Origin of the sequence: Aquirufa lenticrescens (assembly GCF_019916085.1) — a bacterium.
GTDB lineage: Bacteria > Bacteroidota > Bacteroidia > Cytophagales > Spirosomataceae > Aquirufa > Aquirufa lenticrescens.
Genome location: NZ_CP049834.1, coordinates 527,381 through 544,896, shown reverse-complemented (window position 1 = coordinate 544,896; position 17,516 = coordinate 527,381). Strand labels below are relative to the sequence as shown.

The 17,516-nt window shown below is 43.0% G+C and carries 21 protein-coding genes; 6 read left to right on the top strand and 15 right to left on the bottom strand.

What is annotated here, in order from left to right; all coding sequences use genetic code 11:
• Positions 1–3: 3 nt before the first annotated feature.
• On the bottom strand, positions 4–1,059 hold the full coding sequence (locus G9X62_RS02550) for a sensor histidine kinase (protein WP_223131246.1): 1,056 nt from the start codon (positions 1,057–1,059) through the stop codon (positions 4–6).
• A 158-nt stretch (positions 1,060–1,217) separates the two neighbouring features.
• On the opposite strand from G9X62_RS02550, the gene G9X62_RS02545 reads away from it, so the two are divergent.
• Positions 1,218–1,910, top strand: a complete 693-nt coding sequence (locus tag G9X62_RS02545) for a hypothetical protein (RefSeq protein WP_223131245.1) — start codon at positions 1,218–1,220, stop codon at positions 1,908–1,910.
• A 213-nt stretch (positions 1,911–2,123) separates the two neighbouring features.
• Here the strand turns inward: G9X62_RS02545 and G9X62_RS02540 are convergent, their stop codons facing one another.
• Genes G9X62_RS02540 through G9X62_RS02495 form a run of 10 tightly spaced genes read right to left on the bottom strand, consistent with a single transcriptional unit; the run spans position 2,124 to position 9,893 of the window.
• Entirely contained in the window at positions 2,124–2,639 is a 516-nt protein-coding gene (locus G9X62_RS02540) for an NADH-quinone oxidoreductase subunit J family protein (protein ID WP_223131244.1), read from the bottom strand.
• A 6-nt stretch (positions 2,640–2,645) separates the two neighbouring features.
• Complete coding sequence (locus tag G9X62_RS02535) at positions 2,646–3,164, bottom strand: NuoI/complex I 23 kDa subunit family protein (protein ID WP_130895050.1); 519 nt, start codon at positions 3,162–3,164, stop codon at positions 2,646–2,648.
• A 4-nt stretch (positions 3,165–3,168) separates the two neighbouring features.
• A complete protein-coding gene (gene nuoH, locus G9X62_RS02530) occupies positions 3,169–4,293 on the bottom strand; it encodes an NADH-quinone oxidoreductase subunit NuoH (protein ID WP_223131243.1) in 1,125 nt (374 codons plus the stop codon).
• On the bottom strand, positions 4,294–5,325 hold the full coding sequence (locus tag G9X62_RS02525) for a 2Fe-2S iron-sulfur cluster-binding protein (protein ID WP_223131242.1): 1,032 nt from the start codon (positions 5,323–5,325) through the stop codon (positions 4,294–4,296). It abuts the gene before it with no gap.
• 20 nt (positions 5,326–5,345) lie between these two features.
• A complete protein-coding gene (gene nuoF, locus G9X62_RS02520) occupies positions 5,346–6,686 on the bottom strand; it encodes an NADH-quinone oxidoreductase subunit NuoF (protein WP_223131241.1) in 1,341 nt (446 codons plus the stop codon).
• Between the two features lie 8 nt (positions 6,687–6,694).
• Positions 6,695–7,180: an NADH-quinone oxidoreductase subunit NuoE family protein gene (locus G9X62_RS02515; protein ID WP_223131240.1), complete on the bottom strand. Its 486-nt coding sequence runs from the start codon at positions 7,178–7,180 to the stop codon at positions 6,695–6,697.
• A 3-nt stretch (positions 7,181–7,183) separates the two neighbouring features.
• A complete protein-coding gene (locus tag G9X62_RS02510) occupies positions 7,184–8,419 on the bottom strand; it encodes an NADH-quinone oxidoreductase subunit D (protein WP_223131239.1) in 1,236 nt (411 codons plus the stop codon).
• Between the two features lie 9 nt (positions 8,420–8,428).
• Positions 8,429–8,926, bottom strand: coding sequence for an NADH-quinone oxidoreductase subunit C (locus tag G9X62_RS02505; protein WP_223131238.1), 498 nt, complete (start codon positions 8,924–8,926; stop codon positions 8,429–8,431).
• Between the two features lie 2 nt (positions 8,927–8,928).
• A complete protein-coding gene (locus G9X62_RS02500) occupies positions 8,929–9,477 on the bottom strand; it encodes an NADH-quinone oxidoreductase subunit B (protein ID WP_130895043.1) in 549 nt (182 codons plus the stop codon).
• 47 nt (positions 9,478–9,524) lie between these two features.
• Positions 9,525–9,893 (bottom strand): NADH-quinone oxidoreductase subunit A, encoded by a 369-nt coding sequence (locus G9X62_RS02495; protein ID WP_223131237.1) that lies wholly within the window; start codon positions 9,891–9,893, stop codon positions 9,525–9,527.
• A gap of 153 nt (positions 9,894–10,046) precedes the next feature.
• Here G9X62_RS02495 and guaB point away from each other — a divergent pair, with 153 nt between their 5' ends.
• Positions 10,047–11,516, top strand: a complete 1,470-nt coding sequence (gene guaB / locus G9X62_RS02490; protein WP_223131236.1) for an IMP dehydrogenase — start codon at positions 10,047–10,049, stop codon at positions 11,514–11,516.
• A gap of 49 nt (positions 11,517–11,565) precedes the next feature.
• Here guaB and hemE read toward each other — a convergent pair whose 3' ends face one another.
• The gene (hemE, locus tag G9X62_RS02485) at positions 11,566–12,597 is read right to left on the bottom strand and encodes a uroporphyrinogen decarboxylase (RefSeq protein ID WP_223131235.1); all 1,032 of its coding nucleotides are present in this window, start codon (positions 12,595–12,597) and stop codon (positions 11,566–11,568) included.
• Between the two features lie 193 nt (positions 12,598–12,790).
• On the opposite strand from hemE, the gene G9X62_RS02480 reads away from it, so the two are divergent.
• From G9X62_RS02480 to G9X62_RS02465, 4 genes are all read left to right on the top strand, one after another.
• The gene (locus G9X62_RS02480; RefSeq protein WP_223131234.1) at positions 12,791–13,141 is read left to right on the top strand and encodes a four helix bundle protein; all 351 of its coding nucleotides are present in this window, start codon (positions 12,791–12,793) and stop codon (positions 13,139–13,141) included.
• 104 nt (positions 13,142–13,245) lie between these two features.
• Positions 13,246–13,860, top strand: coding sequence for a ribosome biogenesis GTP-binding protein YihA/YsxC (yihA, locus tag G9X62_RS02475; protein WP_223131233.1), 615 nt, complete (start codon positions 13,246–13,248; stop codon positions 13,858–13,860).
• 33 nt (positions 13,861–13,893) lie between these two features.
• Positions 13,894–14,388, top strand: coding sequence for a DUF5606 family protein (locus G9X62_RS02470; RefSeq protein WP_223131232.1), 495 nt, complete (start codon positions 13,894–13,896; stop codon positions 14,386–14,388).
• A gap of 5 nt (positions 14,389–14,393) precedes the next feature.
• A complete protein-coding gene (locus G9X62_RS02465) occupies positions 14,394–14,870 on the top strand; it encodes a GNAT family N-acetyltransferase (protein ID WP_223131231.1) in 477 nt (158 codons plus the stop codon).
• Positions 14,871–14,924: 54 nt separating this feature from the next.
• Here the strand turns inward: G9X62_RS02465 and G9X62_RS02460 are convergent, their stop codons facing one another.
• Genes G9X62_RS02460 through G9X62_RS02450 form a run of 3 tightly spaced genes read right to left on the bottom strand, consistent with a single transcriptional unit; the run spans position 14,925 to position 17,506 of the window.
• On the bottom strand, positions 14,925–15,251 hold the full coding sequence (locus G9X62_RS02460) for a c-type cytochrome (protein ID WP_315857627.1): 327 nt from the start codon (positions 15,249–15,251) through the stop codon (positions 14,925–14,927).
• Between the two features lie 58 nt (positions 15,252–15,309).
• Positions 15,310–16,134 carry an N-acetylmuramic acid 6-phosphate etherase gene (gene murQ, locus G9X62_RS02455; RefSeq protein WP_223131230.1) on the bottom strand — a complete coding sequence of 275 codons (825 nt, stop codon included), beginning with the start codon at positions 16,132–16,134 and terminating at the stop codon, positions 15,310–15,312.
• Between the two features lies 1 nt (position 16,135).
• Entirely contained in the window at positions 16,136–17,506 is a 1,371-nt protein-coding gene (locus tag G9X62_RS02450) for a dipeptidase (RefSeq protein WP_223131229.1), read from the bottom strand.
• Between the last annotated feature and the right edge of the window lie 10 nt (positions 17,507–17,516).

Sequence of the window (17,516 nt, the reverse complement as noted above, 5' to 3'; positions counted from 1 at the left end):
ATCTTATTTCAAAGTTAGGTTTAGTTCTACGGAGAAATTTACATCATCCTCCTCAATCGTTAAGGTATGCTTGTTAGGGTATAATAATTCCAAACGACGCTTCACATTCTTCAATCCTATTCCAGAACTAGGGTCCTTAAATACCTGTTCCTCTTTGCCCTTTTTGTTCTTTACTACAAAATGAAATCCATGTTCTGTGGTCTCTAGGGTCACATAGATAAATGGTTTATCAACTAAACCCACTCCATGTTTTACCGCATTTTCCACAAAGGGAATCAATAACATGGGCTCGATCATATGACCAGCTCCATTCCCTTTCACTTGGAAAATAAAATCGACATTTCCGTCAAAGCGCATTTTTTGGAGATCGATATAATTCTCCAAATACGCTAATTCATTTGTTAAGGGAACCATCGTTTGATCTGAATCGTACAGCATATAACGCATCAAAGAAGACAAACGCATCGTTACATCTTCTGCTTTTTCTGAGGCTTTGGTTCGTATCAAATACACAATACTATTCAAAATATTAAAGATAAAATGCGGACTAATCTGAGATCTCAAAAAGGCTAACTCTGATTTCAACTGCTCATTTTTCTGTTCCTCCTTATTTGCATCTTGCTCCAAAAACTCTAGTAATAAGCCATAAGCAGAGGCTATAGCGGACACCATGATCAGCGGAAACACCCCTAAAATCTCAGGAGCTGTGCCGTGCTTATGTTCAAATTCTAAAAAAGTATGATGAAATAACGTTTGCAATAGAAAGAATGCCACATTCGTCACAATCAAAACAGCGAAAAATACCCAAATCCCTTTCTTCTTAAATACATAGGGAATCAATAACAACGTGATCACATAGAACAAGGGCATCACCGTGATCAACTCTACCCAAATATGCTCTGAGAATTCCGGGTTGTCATGCGGGTGCGGATGAGCCACTTCGTGGGTTTGATGCACTGGACTTAATAAAGGTAAACCTACCCACATTCCCCAAAGAATCAGGTTAAACAACACCTGAAAGGTGCGCTTCGTTTTCCTAGAATTAATAACCTGCCACATAGCAAAAATGATTTTTACAAATCTAGCCAAATAAGCGGAATCCTCCTCCTTCCTTCATCGATAGAATAAGTCCTTTAATCTGCTTATTAAGCCTATGTATCTAATTGAATTTATTGAAACGTTATAATTTGTACATTCGTAAAAAAATATAACAAAATATGAAACATTCAATTCGCGTAATTTTATTGTTGTTCATTGGCTTACATTCCGTTGGTCAAGCTTTTGGCCAAGAAACGTTAATCAAAATAAGAAAGGACTCATCATCTTCTTCCATGAAGACGCTTTTCAAACCGCATAAACTGACGTCTGTCGGATTATCACTTCAATCTCAAATGCTTTTCGGCAAGGGTGGCCCAGAACGATCTATGGGAATTCAAGTTCATTTGAACAACAAATTATCCCTAGGTATTGCTTCTTTTAATTCAATGGATAGAAGAGATGATCGCAATGGAATGGCTCCAGAACCACGCCAACGATTTAATGCCATTACTTTAGAAGCAACACCCATGGCAAATAAAGTATTTCATTTAAGTTTCCCATTAGCGATTGGTAGAATACAGCTAGAAGATCCGATGATTTATAACTATTCTAGTAGCATGATGCCTCAACCAGGGCCAGGACATGGAGGCTACTGGGGTAGAAATGATCCATACAGAAATGGCCCACGTGCTTTAGGTGTGCAACCAGGCATTAACCTTGAAGTGAATCTATTCAAATACGTAAAAGTATTCGGTGGTGCGAATTACCGTTTCGCTTTTGGGGAAGAAAAAACACGTGATATGTCGAGAGCTACGGGAACTTTGGGTATTAAAGTGGGAGTTTTTGATTATCGACGCGTTCGCGGAAAATAGAGTAGAGATAATAGAGTAGAGAGTATAGATATAAAGCACAAAGAATAAAGCATAGAGTTGGAATCCGCTCCGCGGATACATTTATGAAATGCGCTACTAAATTCATTAAAAAAAGGGGATCAAATTGATCCCCTTTTTTAATCTCTTTTTAGGTAGAGAGCGAAACTTTTAAACATTTTTGAAAATTATTGCGCAGCACAATTTTTAAAATGTTTAAAAATTACGCTCTCCTGCCTCCCTCTTACCTAACAACACCGCACCCACCATTGCCACAAAGAACAAGATAGACACAAGCTCAAAAGGCAATAAGTACTCAGAATACAAGACCTTACCAAGGTTTTCGACCATACCTGTTTGAGACACAAATCCTTCCGCTAAAGGAGTTTGGAAATTATTTTGACGAACTAAAGCGATTAAAACCACTAATAGTGAGCCTGCCACTACTGAGCCAGCTAGCTTCGTTAAATTCGATTTTGATTCTGGTTGGTTCTTGCGCAAATCAAACATCATGATCACGAAAAGGAATAAAACCATGATGGCCCCAGCGTAAACGATGATGTTCACCGCCATCAAGAATTGGGCATTTAACAGGACGTAGTGACCTGAGATGCAAAAGAAAGTAAACACTAGGTACAAGACCGAGTGAATCGGGTTCTTTGCTAAAACGACCATTAGGGCGCTTAGTAAAGTTAAACCTGAAAGAAAATACCAAATATTAGAAATCTCCATAAGAATTTATTTCCAGCCCTCACGCAAGTAGCGTTGGTCCATTTTTTCAACTAATTTATCTTTCCCGTAAATCACCTCATCGCGGCTATTAAATACAGGAACCATTTGATCGTGGCGTAAGAAGATTGCCTCTTTCGGGCAAGCCTCCTCGCAAAGACCACAGAAAATGCAACGAAGCATGTTGATCTCGTATACTTTGGCATACTTCTCTTCGCGGTACAATTTCTCTTCGCCCTTTTTGCGCTCTTCAGCGACCATAGAAATGGCCTCTGCTGGACAAGCCACAGCACAAAGACCACAAGCCGTGCAACGTTCTGCACCCTGCTCATCCTTCTTCAAGATGTGGTGACCGCGGTAAATCGGTCCTAAATAACGCGTTTGCTCTGGGTAACGAATCGTCACCGGTTTAGAGAAAAAGTGCTTTAACGTCGTCGCCATACCTCCCACAATGGCAGGAAGATACATACGTTCCGCTAAAGTCATTTCGCCTTGCTCGACTACCTTCGTTCGGTTACTTAATTTCATATTGCTATGCTAATTTTTTCTTCACAAATAATTGGTCGTACACCACGATTCCCGCGATGAAAACGACCACTCCACCGATTCCTACTAGAATCTGTTGGTCTAATAAAACGCCTAATCCAGTTACTACCACATTAAACATCGCTAAAGGAATTAAGCCTGACCAGCCTAAGCCCATTAATTGATCGTAGCGGAAACGAGGTAAAGTCCAGCGTACCCACATAAAGATGAATACGAAGGCCAAAGCCTTTCCAATCAAGGCGCCTGCGCCGATTAATGTCGCTGCCGTAGCACCTAATTGAGCCGTCACAAAATCCACTCCTGGATAATCATATCCACCAAAATAAAGTGTCGCCATCACTGCTCCCGAAATAAACATATTGATGTATTCAGCGAACAAATAGAAGCCTAATTTCATCGAAGAGTATTCCGTGTGGTATCCCCCGATTAATTCAGTCTCACACTCTGGTAAGTCAAAAGGCGTACGGTTACACTCCGCAAAGGCGCAAATCAAGAAGATAATAAAGCCCATCGGTTGGTACAAAATATTCCAGTGACCGTTTTGTTGCGCCTCCACAATTGCCTTCGTTGAAAGAGATCCTGTCATCATCAAAATCGCGATGATCGAAAGTCCCATCGCTAGCTCGTAAGAGATGTTTTGGGAAGCAGCGCGAATCGCGCCTAACAACGAATATTTGTTATTAGATGCCCAACCACCAATCAAGATGCCATAAACACCCAATGACACGATACCGAAGACCCATAAAATACCGATGTTCACATCGATGCCTTGTAAGTCAAATGTTACATCACCGATAGTGATTGTATCTCCAAAAGGAACCACCGCTGAAGTCATCAAAGCTGTCAACATGGACAAACAAGGCCCCATGATGAACAACCACTTGTTTGAGTTAGCCGGAATGAAATCTTCTTTCATGAACATCTTCACCGCATCCGCTAAAGGTTGCAAAATCCCAAAAGGACCCGCACGATCCGGACCAATACGGTCTTGCATAAAGGCCGCGATCTTACGCTCGAAATACGTTGAATAAGCTGCAACTCCTAACGTGATCAAGAAGATGACCCCGATGAAGGAAGCTTTGGCAATAAAAACTGAATCAAATAAGTTCATCTATTTCTTTTTAGATTTAGGTAAAGCAGGTTGAATGCCTAAAAAACTACGGTCACGATCGTCATTGATTTGCTTGTAATCGCGCGCCGCCTGTAACACTGGGAACGCTGGCTTAATCAAATTCGCACCATATTTATTCGCTGAGATCACCGAATGACGAGACACGTTCGTCGGCCCTTCGATCACCCAATCAGCCGTCTTTTTCTTGTCAAAACGACAGCCATTACAAATGAAATCCGTTACTTCGCCCCACATGTTCTTGCGACCCGTCACGCGAATAACCTCGTCCCCCTTGTACCAAATTGTTGCTTTACCCGAGCATTTCTCACACTCGCAATGCGCATCTACTGGCTTCGAGAACCATACACGGCTCTTGAAACGATAGGTTTTATCTGTCAAAGCGCCCACCGGACACACATCAATCACGTTACCAGAGAAGTCATTATCAATCGCTTTCTCGATATAAGTACTGATTTCCGCGTGATCTCCGCGGTGCATCACCCCGTGAACACGGCCATCTGTAATTTGATCTGCTGTATACACACAACGGTAGCACAAGATGCAACGGTTCATGTTCAGCTGAATGTTTGGACCTAAATCCGTCGGCTCGAATGTATTACGCTCTTCTACTGTACGCGTCGATGAAACACCATGCTCGAACGAGAAGTCCTGCAAGTGACATTCACCCGCTTGGTCACATACTGGGCAATCCAATGGGTGATTTAATAACAAGAATTCCACGATGCCCTTGCGTGTTTCTAACACGTCTTCATTCACCGTATTTTCCACGATCATCCCGTCTTGAACGGCTGTAATGCAGGCTGGAACTAATTTAGGCATCGGACGAGGATCTTTTTCAGAACCCGCTGTCACCTTCACTAAACAAGCACGGCATTTTCCACCTGAACCCTTCAAAGGCTCATAATAGCACATAGCTGGCGGAGCAACCTCAGGCCCGATCATGCGAGCTGCCTGCATGATGGTGGTTCCTGGTTCTACCTCAAGGGTGATATTATCTATCGTAACTTTCATATTCGTTAATTTCTGCCAAATTATTTTGTCCAACTAGCCCCCTTGCGCATAAATACCGCGCCTGGTTTTGTCGCTAATTCTGGGTGTTCAATATGCCACTCGAACTCATCGCGGAAATGGCGAATCGCCGCAGCCACTGGCCAAGACGCCGCATCCCCTAATGGACAAATCGTATTTCCTTCAATTTTCTTCGCTACATCGACTAACAAATCGATGTCTTCTTTGCGGCCTTGGCCGTGCTCGATGCGGTTTAATACCTTGTCCATCCATCCCGTTCCTTCACGGCATGGGGAACATTGTCCACATGACTCGTGGTGGTAGAACTTCGCAAACGTTAAGGTGTTGTGAACGATACAAGCTGTCTCATCCATGACCACAAAACCTCCTGAACCTAACATCGTACCCGTAGCAAAACCACCATCCGATAAAGATTCATAAGTCATCAAACGCTTCTCCCCGGCCGCTGTCGTTAAGATTAACTCGGCTGGTAAGATAGGCACAGACGAACCACCGGCTACAACTGCTTTTAATTTATGTCCTTCGCGAATACCGCCGCACCATTCATCGGAATAGATGAAATCTTCGACAGTAATTCCTAATGGGATCTCGTAAACACCTGGTTTTTTGATGTGACCAGAAGCAGAGATTAATTTTGTCCCTGTACTACGTCCTACTCCAATCGCCGCATAGGCATCGCCACCGTTATTCACGATCCACGAAGTAGCTGCGATAGATTCTACGTTATTCACCACCGTAGGACATTGCCACAAACCTTTCACTGCTGGAAAAGGTGGCTTATTACGAGGATTCCCTCTTTTACCTTCTAAAGATTCTAATAAAGCGGTTTCTTCACCACAGATATAAGCTCCACCACCCGGTTGAACAAATAGGTCTAAATCATATCCAGAACCTAAAATATTCTTTCCTAATAATCCTTTATCGTATGCTTCTTGAATGGCTTTTTCTAGAATATTGATCACATACATCAATTCCCCACGCACATAGATGTACGAGGTGTTTGCTCCTAAAGCAAACGAAGAAACAATCATTCCTTCGATTAAGGTATGTGGGGATTTCCACATCAAATAGTGATCCTTGAACGTACCAGGCTCTGATTCGTCTGCGTTACACACTAAATAACGAGGCACACCCTCTGGCTTAGCCAAAAATGACCACTTCATTCCTACCGGGAAACCAGCGCCTCCACGGCCACGTAAACCAGACTTTTTCACTTCTTCAGTGACTTCATCTGGAGTCATTTTCTTTAACGCTTTTTGGACCGCTGAATACCCCCCATGCTTCATAAACACGTCTATCGTGTCGATGTTAGGTACGTCTATATGTTCGGTTAATATCTTCATCCTAGGCCTTATTTGCTCAGTTCATCTATAATTTCATCCACTTTTTCTTTCGTTAAGTGCATGTAGTATTTTTCGCGGATTTGGAATACAGGACCCCAACCGCAAGCGGCTAAACATTCCACTTCTTTGATGGTAAACTTGCCATCCTTCGTCGTTTCGCCGGTATTGATTTTCAACCGTTTCTTCAAGTGATCATATACCTCTACGCCACCCATTAAGCAACAAGGGCCCGTACGGCAATACTCAATCACATGCTCTCCTACCGGCTCCAAGTGGAACATGGTGTAGAAAGAAGCTACCTCGTACACCTCAATAGGAGAAATGGAAAGTAGGGACGCTACATAATCCATCACCTCTGACGAGCACCACTTCCACTCCGCTTGCGCTAGGTGAAGAATAGGCAACAAGGCCGATTTTTGCTTTCCATCCGGATAGCGGGCGATAATTTTTTTCACTAATTCCAGCGTTTCTGCTGGGAAAACAATCTTGCTCATGTCTTATGTATCTAACTCTCCTGCAATTACGTTCATCGATGACATCGTTACGATCGCATCTGAAAGGGTGGTTCCCTTGATCATCTCTGGGAAAGCCTGGTAATATATAAATCCGGGACGACGGAATTTCAAACGATAAGGAGTACGACCTCCGTCAGAAACTAAATGGAAACCTAATTCCCCGTTTCCGCCTTCTACTGAGTGATAAACCTCACCTACCGGTGCATCGATCTCCCCCATCACAATTTTGAAGTGGTAGATCAAGGCCTCCATGTTGTGGTAGACGTCTTGTTTTTTCGGTAAATAATAGTGGGGCGCATCCGCGTGGTAAGCTCCTTCTGGAAGGTTATCCATCGCTTGTTGGATGATGCGCAAACTTTGCCACATCTCCTCTTCCCTAACTAAGAAACGATCGTATGTATCGCCTTTTGTGCCTACTGGCACATCGAATTCGAAATCTTCGTACGAAGAATACGGGTTCATGGCACGTACATCATAATCGACACCTGCAGCACGTAAGTTAGGACCTGTAAATCCGTAGTTTAAGGCACGCTCAGCTGAAATCCCACCCACGTTTTGAGTACGATCCATGAAGATACGGTTACGCATCACCATGCCTTCGAATTCCTTCAAAGCCGCTGGTAGTTCTTTTAATAATTTTTGGATTTTTTCGATCGCTACCGGCGTGAAATCACGCTCCATACCGCCAAAACGACCCATATTCGTCGTCAAACGTGCACCGCACATCTCCTCATAAATCTCGTAGATAAACTCTCTCCATTGGTATACATATAAGAAACCCGTTAAGGCTCCGGTATCTACCGCTAAGATCGAATTACAAACAATGTGGTCTGTTAAACGTGCTAGCTCCATCATGATCACACGCATGTATTGCGCGCGCTTCGGAACTTCGATGCCTAACAATTTCTCTACCGTCATGTGCCAGCCCATATTGTTAATAGGAGCTGAACAATAGTTCATGCGGTCTGTTAAAGTCGTGATTTGATAGAAAGGACGACGTTCTGCGATTTTCTCAAAGGCCCGGTGGATATAACCTACCGTTTGCTCCGCGTCTACGATGGTTTCTCCGTCCATCGTTAAGATGTTTTGGAAGATACCGTGCGTCGCTGGGTGCGTAGGACCTAAGTTTAACGTAGATAATTCATTCACATAAGGTCCCCCTTTTTGTGTTTTATCTAATCCTACATTAGGGCTGTTTACTAAAGCTATTTCAGACATGTCTATATATTATCGTCCAAACAATTCATCAATCTTATCGTGACGCGTCGCATCCTCTAACGGATATTCTTTACGCATCGGGTGGTAATCCATCTCGTCCATATTCAGGATACGGGTCAAATTAGGGTGACCTTCGAAGATGATACCATAAAAATCAAACGCCTCGCGCTCCATCCAGTTTGCTGTAGCAAAAAGGCCAGTGATCGTAGGGAAAGTAGGCGCTTCGATAGGCGCATAAGCCTTAATCCAAAGCCGTACGTTGTTTTCCAAAGAATGTAAGTGGTAAATCACTCCCAACTCTTGCCCTTTCGCGTCTGGAAAATGAATTCCAGCTAAATCCGTCAAAAATTGAAACTTAAATACCGGGTGTGCATACAAGAAGTGAATCATGGGAACGATATTTTCTACCGCCGTAGTCACCTGCAAAATGCCGTGTGACTCGCCTATTCCATAAACACCTTCTTCGCCAAACTGCGCCTGAAGCGCTTCGATTATCTGATCGTTCATACTTATTCGATTCCGTAAGAAGCTAATAAAGCCTTGTATTCTGGTTCATTTCTTCTACGCGTAGTTTCATTTTTCGCTAATTCTTGAATCTGCATAAAGCCATCCAAAATTTGCTCCGGACGTGGCGGGCAACCTGGTACATATACGTCCACTGGGATAATACGGTCAATTCCTTGTAGAACAGAATACGTATCAAAAATACCTCCAGAACACGCACAAGCCCCTACTGATAAAACCCAACGTGGCTCAGCCATTTGGAGATATACCTGTTTTACAACCGGTGCCATCTTCTTAGAGATGGTTCCCATCACCATCAAAACGTCTGCTTGACGGGCAGAGAAACTTAAACGTTCTGCACCAAAACGACCGATATCATAATGGGATGCCATCGTAGACATAAACTCAATACCGCAGCAGGAAGTAGCGAATGGTAAGGGCCAAAGTGAATTAGCACGAGCTAAACCTACTAAACTATCTAAAGACGTAGCGAAAAAACCCGCTCCCTCTACTCCTGGAGGCGCTTCAGCCACTTGAACTGTTGAATTACTCATATCTTAATTATCTGTTGAATATATAAACTTTGGCAAGACCAATATGTTTATTTTTCCCACTTTAAAATTCCTTTTTTCAATACGTACAAGAAGCCTACTAATAGTAAGCCCATGAATACGAGCATTTCATAGAAACCGTTCCAAGACAATTGTTTGAAATTAACCGCCCAAGGATACATAAAGACGATTTCTATATCAAATAGCACAAAAAGAATGGCTACTAAAAAATACTTAACTGAGATAGGGGTACGTGCATCTCCGATGGATTCAATCCCGCATTCGAAAGCATCATCTTTCTTTTTAGAGTGTCTTTTAGGACCCAATGCGTGAGTGGCTAACATCGTAGCGACGATAAATGCCAAAGCAGCTGCTAGCTGAACAAAAATAGGAAGGAAATCCTGAGGTTGATAGTTCATTACGAAGGCTTAAAAATTCAAGCCGCAATTTACAGCTAAAAATCTAAATCTGGGAGAAAATTTCAGAAAAGGATTGAATTATTTCAGAAATTTCGTGTAATTTTGTCCTGCAAATAAGGGCACTCATTCAACACCCGGTACAAATTATTTGCTATGCTTGATTCCACTAAATTTCTTTTCGAAGCCTTAACGTACGATGACGTACTTTTGCTTCCTGCTTATTCCGAGGTTTTACCCCGTGAAGTAAGTACTTCCTCTCGCCTTACGCGCAACATTTGGTTAAATATTCCTATTGTTTCTGCGGCGATGGACACCGTTACGGAAGCTGATTTAGCGATCGCTTTAGCTCAAGAAGGTGGCATCGGGATCATCCACAAGAACATGACGATTGCGCAGCAAGCGGCACAAGTTCGGAAGGTAAAGCGTTCTGAATCAGGAATGATCATTGATCCGGTAACCTTGAAAGACAACTCTACTTTAGGAGATGCACAACGCATCATGAAGGAATTCAAGATTGGCGGCATCCCGGTGATCGACAATGACGGAAAACTAGTAGGCATTTTGACGAACCGTGATTTACGTTTCCAAAAGCAAACTGCACGTCCCGTGAGAGAGATCATGACGAAGGATAATTTGATTACGGCCAAAGAAGGAATCAGCATGGAAGAGGCCGAAAGCATTTTGCAAGAATACAAAATCGAAAAATTACCAATCATCGACAAGAATGGCAAACTGATCGGTTTGATTACTTATAAAGATATTTTGAAGCGCAAGTCTCACCCGTTGGCATCTAAAGATTCACTAGGCCGTCTTCGCGTAGGTGCAGCGGTAGGCGTAACGCCTGATTTATTAGACCGCGTTCAAGCCTTAGTGCAAGTGGGCGTCGACGTTATCAGTATTGATACAGCGCACGGTCACTCGAAAGGGGTGATCGATGCCTTGAAATCAGTGAAGAAAGCATTCCCTACGTTGGACGTTATCGTCGGTAACATTGCCACAGGCGAAGCAGCAGTTGCTTTAGCGGAAGCGGGAGCGGATGCCGTGAAAGTGGGCGTAGGTCCTGGAAGTATTTGCACGACGCGTATCATTGCGGGTGTGGGTATGCCACAATTGACAGCGGTGTATGAAGCGGCCAAAGCTTTACAAAAGTATGATGTCCCAGTCATTGCTGACGGAGGTATTCGCTATTCAGGTGATGTGGCCAAAGCCATTGCGGGAGGCGCTAGCACCGTCATGATCGGCTCTCTTTTAGCAGGGACGGACGAAGCACCAGGTGAGATGATCATTTTGGAAGGACGTAAATTCAAATCATACCGCGGAATGGGCTCTTTAGAGGCTATGGAAGACGGATCGAAAGACCGTTACTTCCAAGACGCAGAAGACGATATCAAGAAATTAGTTCCGGAAGGAATCGTAGGTCGCGTACCGTTCAAAGGTTCAGTAACAGAGATTTTATACCAAATGGTAGGCGGATTAAAAGCCGGAATGGGCTACTGCGGAGCTTCCTCCATCGAAGCCATGCAACAAGCGAAATTCGTCAAAATCACTTCAGCCGGTGTGAAAGAAAGTCACCCACACGATGTGAGCATTTCGAAAGAAGCGCCTAACTATTCGGCGAAATAAGTTTTTCGAATTTTCATAAAAAAAGCCTCGTTCATCGCGAGGCTTTTTTTTATGCTTTATAATTCTGAATCGTATCCACAAAACACTGTACCTTGTCTGGATCAATGTCAGGATAAACCCCATGACCTAGGTTCGCAATATAACGCTGCGTCCCAAATTGATCAATCATCTTTTTAGTCTCTGCTTCCACCGTCTTGAAGTCACCATACAAAGCACAAGGATCTAAATTTCCTTGCAATGTTTTGTTAGGCCCCACTAATCGACGCGATTCCGCGATATCCATATTCCAGTCCAAACCAATCGTCGCACAATTAAGGGCGGCCATTTCCTCGCGAGCGAAGAAAGCCCCTTTGGCAAAAAGCGTCACCGGAACCTCAGTCACCGCATCACAAATCTGCTTTAAATAAGGAGTTGAAAACACCGAATACTGGGCAGGCGACAAAATTCCCGCCCACGAATCAAAAATCTGAACTAAATTAGCCCCAGCCGCTACCTGTGCCTTCAAATACGAAATCGTAGAATCCGTAATCTTTTGCAACAAAGCATGCGCTAGTTCAGGATCGGCATATAACATCTTTTTGGCCTGAGAAAACGTCTTCGACCCTTTCCCCTCCACCATATAACAGAAAATCGTGAAAGGCGCACCGGCAAAACCAATTAAAGGCACCTTGCCAGCCAACTCCTTCTTCACGATCTTAATCGCATCTAACACATACTTCAAATCCTCTTCCGGATTCGCCTCCCGAATCTTCGCTAAATCCGCCTTCGAACGGATCACCTCCGGAAAAACTGGACCCTTCTGCTCCTCCATCACATACGGCAAACCCATCGCCTCCGGTACCACTAAAATATCCGAAAAGATAATCGCCGCATCCACTCCAAAACGCGTCACCGGCTGAATTGTCACCTCCGCCGCCATTTCTGGATGCGTGGCTAGACCAATAAATGAACCCGCTTTCGCGCGCACCGCTCTATATTCTGGTAAAATCCTCCCCGCCTGACGCATCACCCAAACCGGGATTCGCTCCACAGGTAAACCCTGCGCGGCACGAAGAAGTAGATCGTTTTGTAGTTTTTCCATAAGCGTACAAAGGTAAGGCAAAATGCGGGTACAGGCAAGGGTAGACAGTATTCAGTAGTCAGTATCCAGTAGTCAGTATACAGTAGCTAGTTATCAGTAATCGGTAAGATGATAAAAATTTATAATTATCAGCTGACTAGTTTATAGTTCTACTCCATTTGGGTTTATTGAGGATCCTTTAATCACTAAATTTATGAAAGTTAGAAAATTTGAAGAATTAATTGTTTGGCAAAAATCAATAGAGATAGCCGTTCAGCTTTATAAAAACTTTGATAGACATCCTGATTTCGGATTCACAAATCAAATAAAAAGGGCGTCCATTTCAATTTCAAACAATATCGCTGAGGGTTTTGAAAGAAATTCTAATAAAGATTTTAATCGATTTTTATATTTTGCTAAAGGCTCTTCGAGTGAAGTTAAATCAATGTTGATTTTGGGAAATCGATTAGGCTATTTATCTAATGTAGAAATGAAAGACTATTATTATCAAATTGACGAAATAGGAAAAATGCTATATAAACTTTCTATCTCCCTCACAATTTAACCCAGATTACTGTTTACCGACTACTGATTACTGGATACTGACTACTGATTACTGTTTACTGCCCACTATTTTCCTTACCTTTGTCCTTCATTAACACCCGCCCTATGGCTCAGATTAACGCTAAATTCGTTACCAGTAACACCGACTTTAAGAATTGTCCTCCAGCAAGATTTCCTGAATTTGCCTTTATTGGCCGTTCGAATGTGGGAAAATCGTCTCTGATTAATTCGTTGACCTTTCATAAAGGCTTAGCGAAAACATCCCAAACTCCCGGAAAAACGCAGTTAATTAATCACTTCATTATTGACGAGAAGTGGTATTTAGTGGATTTACCCGGTTATGGTTTTGCCAAAGTCAGCAAGGAAAAACGTAAGGAATTCGAGAAAATGATCTTTGATTATTTAATCCACCGAGAGAATTTGACCTGTTTGTTTGTGTTAGTGGACATTCGTTTGAAGCCGCAGGCGGTGGATATTGAATTTATGAGCCGGATGGTAGAGGATGAAATTCCCTTTTATATTGTATTTACAAAAGCGGATAAGTTATCCCAAAAACAGGTAAATGAAAGTGTTGAGGTGTATAAAAACTTCCTTCTAGAAATGTGGGATGAATTACCTCCTTTGTTTATTACCTCGGCTGAAAAACACGTAGGTCGCGAAGATATTTTGAAGTCTATCGATGAATTAATTCAAACATCCCCTTACAGAATAGGGAAATAGTACTAATTTTGCCCCCATAACAAGCGAAAAAACATGGATTTATTGAATGAAGTTGCCCATATCTCGGGAAAAAGTGGATTGTACAAAGTGTTAAAACCTACGCGCACAGGTGTGATTGTAGAGACTTTGGACGCTGCAAAACAAAAATCAGTCGTAGGTGGCCAAACACGCATTTCCGTGTTAAAAGACATCTCGTTGTATTTAGATGATCACCAAGATAGCACTTTACCATTAGCTGATTTGTTTTTACAAATTCACGCTAAATTCAATGGCGTTTTACCTATCGAAGCAAAAAAAGCAAGTGACGCTGAATTATTTAGCACCTTAGCAACTGTAGTTCCTAACTACGATACAGACCGCGTATTCGCGTCAGACATTAAAAAAATCTTAAGTTGGTATTTGATTTTGGTAGCTAATACACCGGAATTATTCCCGGCAGCTGCGAAAGCAGAGAAAGCTCCTAAGGCTGAAAAAGCTCCAGCTGAAAAAGCAGAGAAAAAGCCAGCTGCGAAGAAAGCCGCAAAATAACCCGCATGGAAATTCGGCCCATTGAATCCAGAGACAATGAAGCACTGGCGAAGGTAATTCGTACAGCATTGGCGGAATTTGGGGCGAATAAGCCGGGTACGGTCTATTTTGATCCGACCACGGATGCCTTGTACGAATTATTCCAAACACCCGGGTCGTTTTATTTCGTAGCCACGCATGACGAAAAAGTCATAGGCGGTTGCGGAATCTTTCCCACAGAAAATTTGCCAAATGGAACCTGCGAACTTGTAAAGCTCTATGTAGCTAAAGAAGCAAGAGGAACCGGATTAGGTAAACAACTGATGGAGCAATCGATGAGCTGGGCAAAGGCAAACGGCTATTCGCATGTCTACTTAGAATCAATGCCTGAATTAAAAAAGGCCGTTTCCATTTATGAAAAAGTAGGATTCGCGCCTCTTGATCATCCTTTGGGAAATAGTGGTCATGATGGATGTGACATCTGGATGCTCAAAGCCTTATAAAACAAAAAAAAGCCCTCAATCAGACTGAGGGCTTTTTTTATGCTGTTAGATCAATTATTTCAACGAGTTGATATACTTCGCTAATTTAACCGCATCTTCTTTAGGCACATTAGTCATAGGCGCCATTGGAGGGTAACCTGGCCAGTTAGACGGCTGTGGCTTTGCGATTAAAGCAACAATTTTATCCACTGAATATTTCTTCTTAGCTACATCTTTGTAAGCTGGACCCACTAAACGAGCGTCTACTTTATGACAAGCGAAGCAAGTATATTTAGTCATTAAAGGCTTGATATCTGCAGGAAAATCTTCTGCTTTTGCTTGAAAGCCAAAAGCCATCGTTCCGAAGACGAACGTTAAAATAAGTTTAGATATGTTTTTCATACGAGGTATTTGATTAATTATGTTACAAATTAAGGGATTAAAGCGTTATTATCCCAATTTATTTTGCTTGAATTGCATCTACTGCATTTCGTACGCTACCGTGTTTTTCTAAAAGTTCTGCTGCCACCTCATCGCTTACCCCAGTTGCCTCGCGAACCATGCGAATGGCACGTAAGACTAACTTGTGATTACTTAACTGCATATCCACCATTTTGTTCCCTCTCACGCGACCTAATTGGATCATAACGGCGGTCGACAGCATGTTTAAAACGAGTTTTTGGGCCGTTCCAGATTTCATTCGGGTGCTTCCTGTGACGTACTCAGGACCCACTACCACTTCGATAGGGTATTTAGCTTCAGCAGCCACTGCACTCCCGGCGTTGCAAACAATACAACCTGTTAGGATTCCACGGGCATTTGCAACGCGCAAACCACCGATTACGTAAGGCGTTCTACCCGAAGCGGCTATACCTACCACCGTATCTAGTTCGTCGATACCATAAGCTTCCATATCCAGCCAAGCCTGTTTCTCATCATCTTCCGCATTCTCTACTGCCTTGCGAATGGCTGAATCGCCACCTGCGATTAATCCGATAACCCAGTCGTGTGGTACACCATAGGTGGGTGGGCATTCAGACGCATCGACCACACCTAATCGACCTGATGTTCCGGCACCGATATAAAATAGACGACCACCTTGCTTCATTCGCTTAACGATTTCGTGCACTAAAGCTTCGATCGCTGGAATAACTTTTTCGACGGCCACAGGAACCGTTTTATCCTCTGCGTTAATTTGACGCAAGATCGTATCTACCGTTTGTTGCTCCAGATTATCATACGTAGAGCTAGATTCTGTTGCTAAAGCACTTAAATTTTCAGACATATTATTTCGATAATGACGCGAAGTTTTTAAAGAAATGAGGAATCGTCTCTATCCCTTTGTAAAAATTAAATAGACCATAATGCTCATTAGGAGAATGAATCGCATCAGAATCTAGACCAAAGCCCATCAAAATCGACTTAATCCCTAATTCTTTCTCGAACAAGGCTACAATCGGAATACTACCGCCACCTCTTGTAGGCACGGGTTCTTTCCCAAAAGTGGTCGTCATTGCCTCTGAGGCTGCTTGGAAAGCAATGCTGTCAGTAGGCATCAAATAACCCTCTCCACCGTGGTGAGCAGTCACTTTTACCTTCACTCCTTTAGGCGCAATCGCTTTAAAGTGTTCCGTAAATAGACGCGTAATTTCAGCCGAAGATTGATTAGGCACCAGGCGCATCGAGATTTTAGCATACGCCTTTGAAGGCAATACCGTCTTTGCTCCCTCTCCTGTATATCCTCCCCAAATTCCGTTGACATCTAGCGTTGGGCGAATCGAGGCACGTTCAATTGTCGTGAACCCTTTCTCCCCATAAACGGTGTCGATGCCTAAATCTTTTTGGTAAGCTTCTAAATCAAAAGGTGTCTGTGCCATTGCTGCTCTATCCGCTGCACTCACTTCCATTACTCCATCATAGAATCCAGGGATAGTGATATGATTGAATTCATCGTGCATCGAGGAAATCATTTGGCATAAAATATTAATCGGATTCGCCACTGCACCGCCATACACACCGGAGTGTAAATCCCGGTTAGGGCCTTGAACTTCTACTTCCATATAGCTCAATCCACGTAATCCCACGTCGATAGACGGAATATCATTCGCAATAATAGCGGTATCAGAGATCAAAATGACATCTGCTTTCAGCAGCTCTTTATTCGCCGCAACAAAATTGCCTAAATTATCGGAGCCCACTTCTTCCTCTCCCTCGATCATGAATTTCACATTACAAGTCAAATTACCGGAGGCTAGCATCGCTTCAAATGCTTTTAAATGCATAAAAACCTGTCCTTTATCATCACAAGCACCACGTGCGTAAATGACCTCCTCTTTAATGACCGGTTCAAAAGGAGGATTATCCCAAAGGTCCAACGGATCTGCTGGCTGCACATCATAATGACCATAGACTAGAACAGTAGGCGCAGACGGATCCACCATTTTCTCTCCATATACAATTGGATAACCTGGTGTTTCTTCTAATCGAACGTGGTCTGCTCCAGCAGCGCGCAAATTGTTAGCAACCCATTCCGCCGCCTTGCGTACATCTCCTGCATAAGCTGGATCCGCCGAAATCGAAGGAATACGTAATAAGTCCAAAAGCTCCGCTAAAAACCGATCCTTGTGAGCGGCAATAAATTCGTGTGTTGATTGCATAATAAATGAA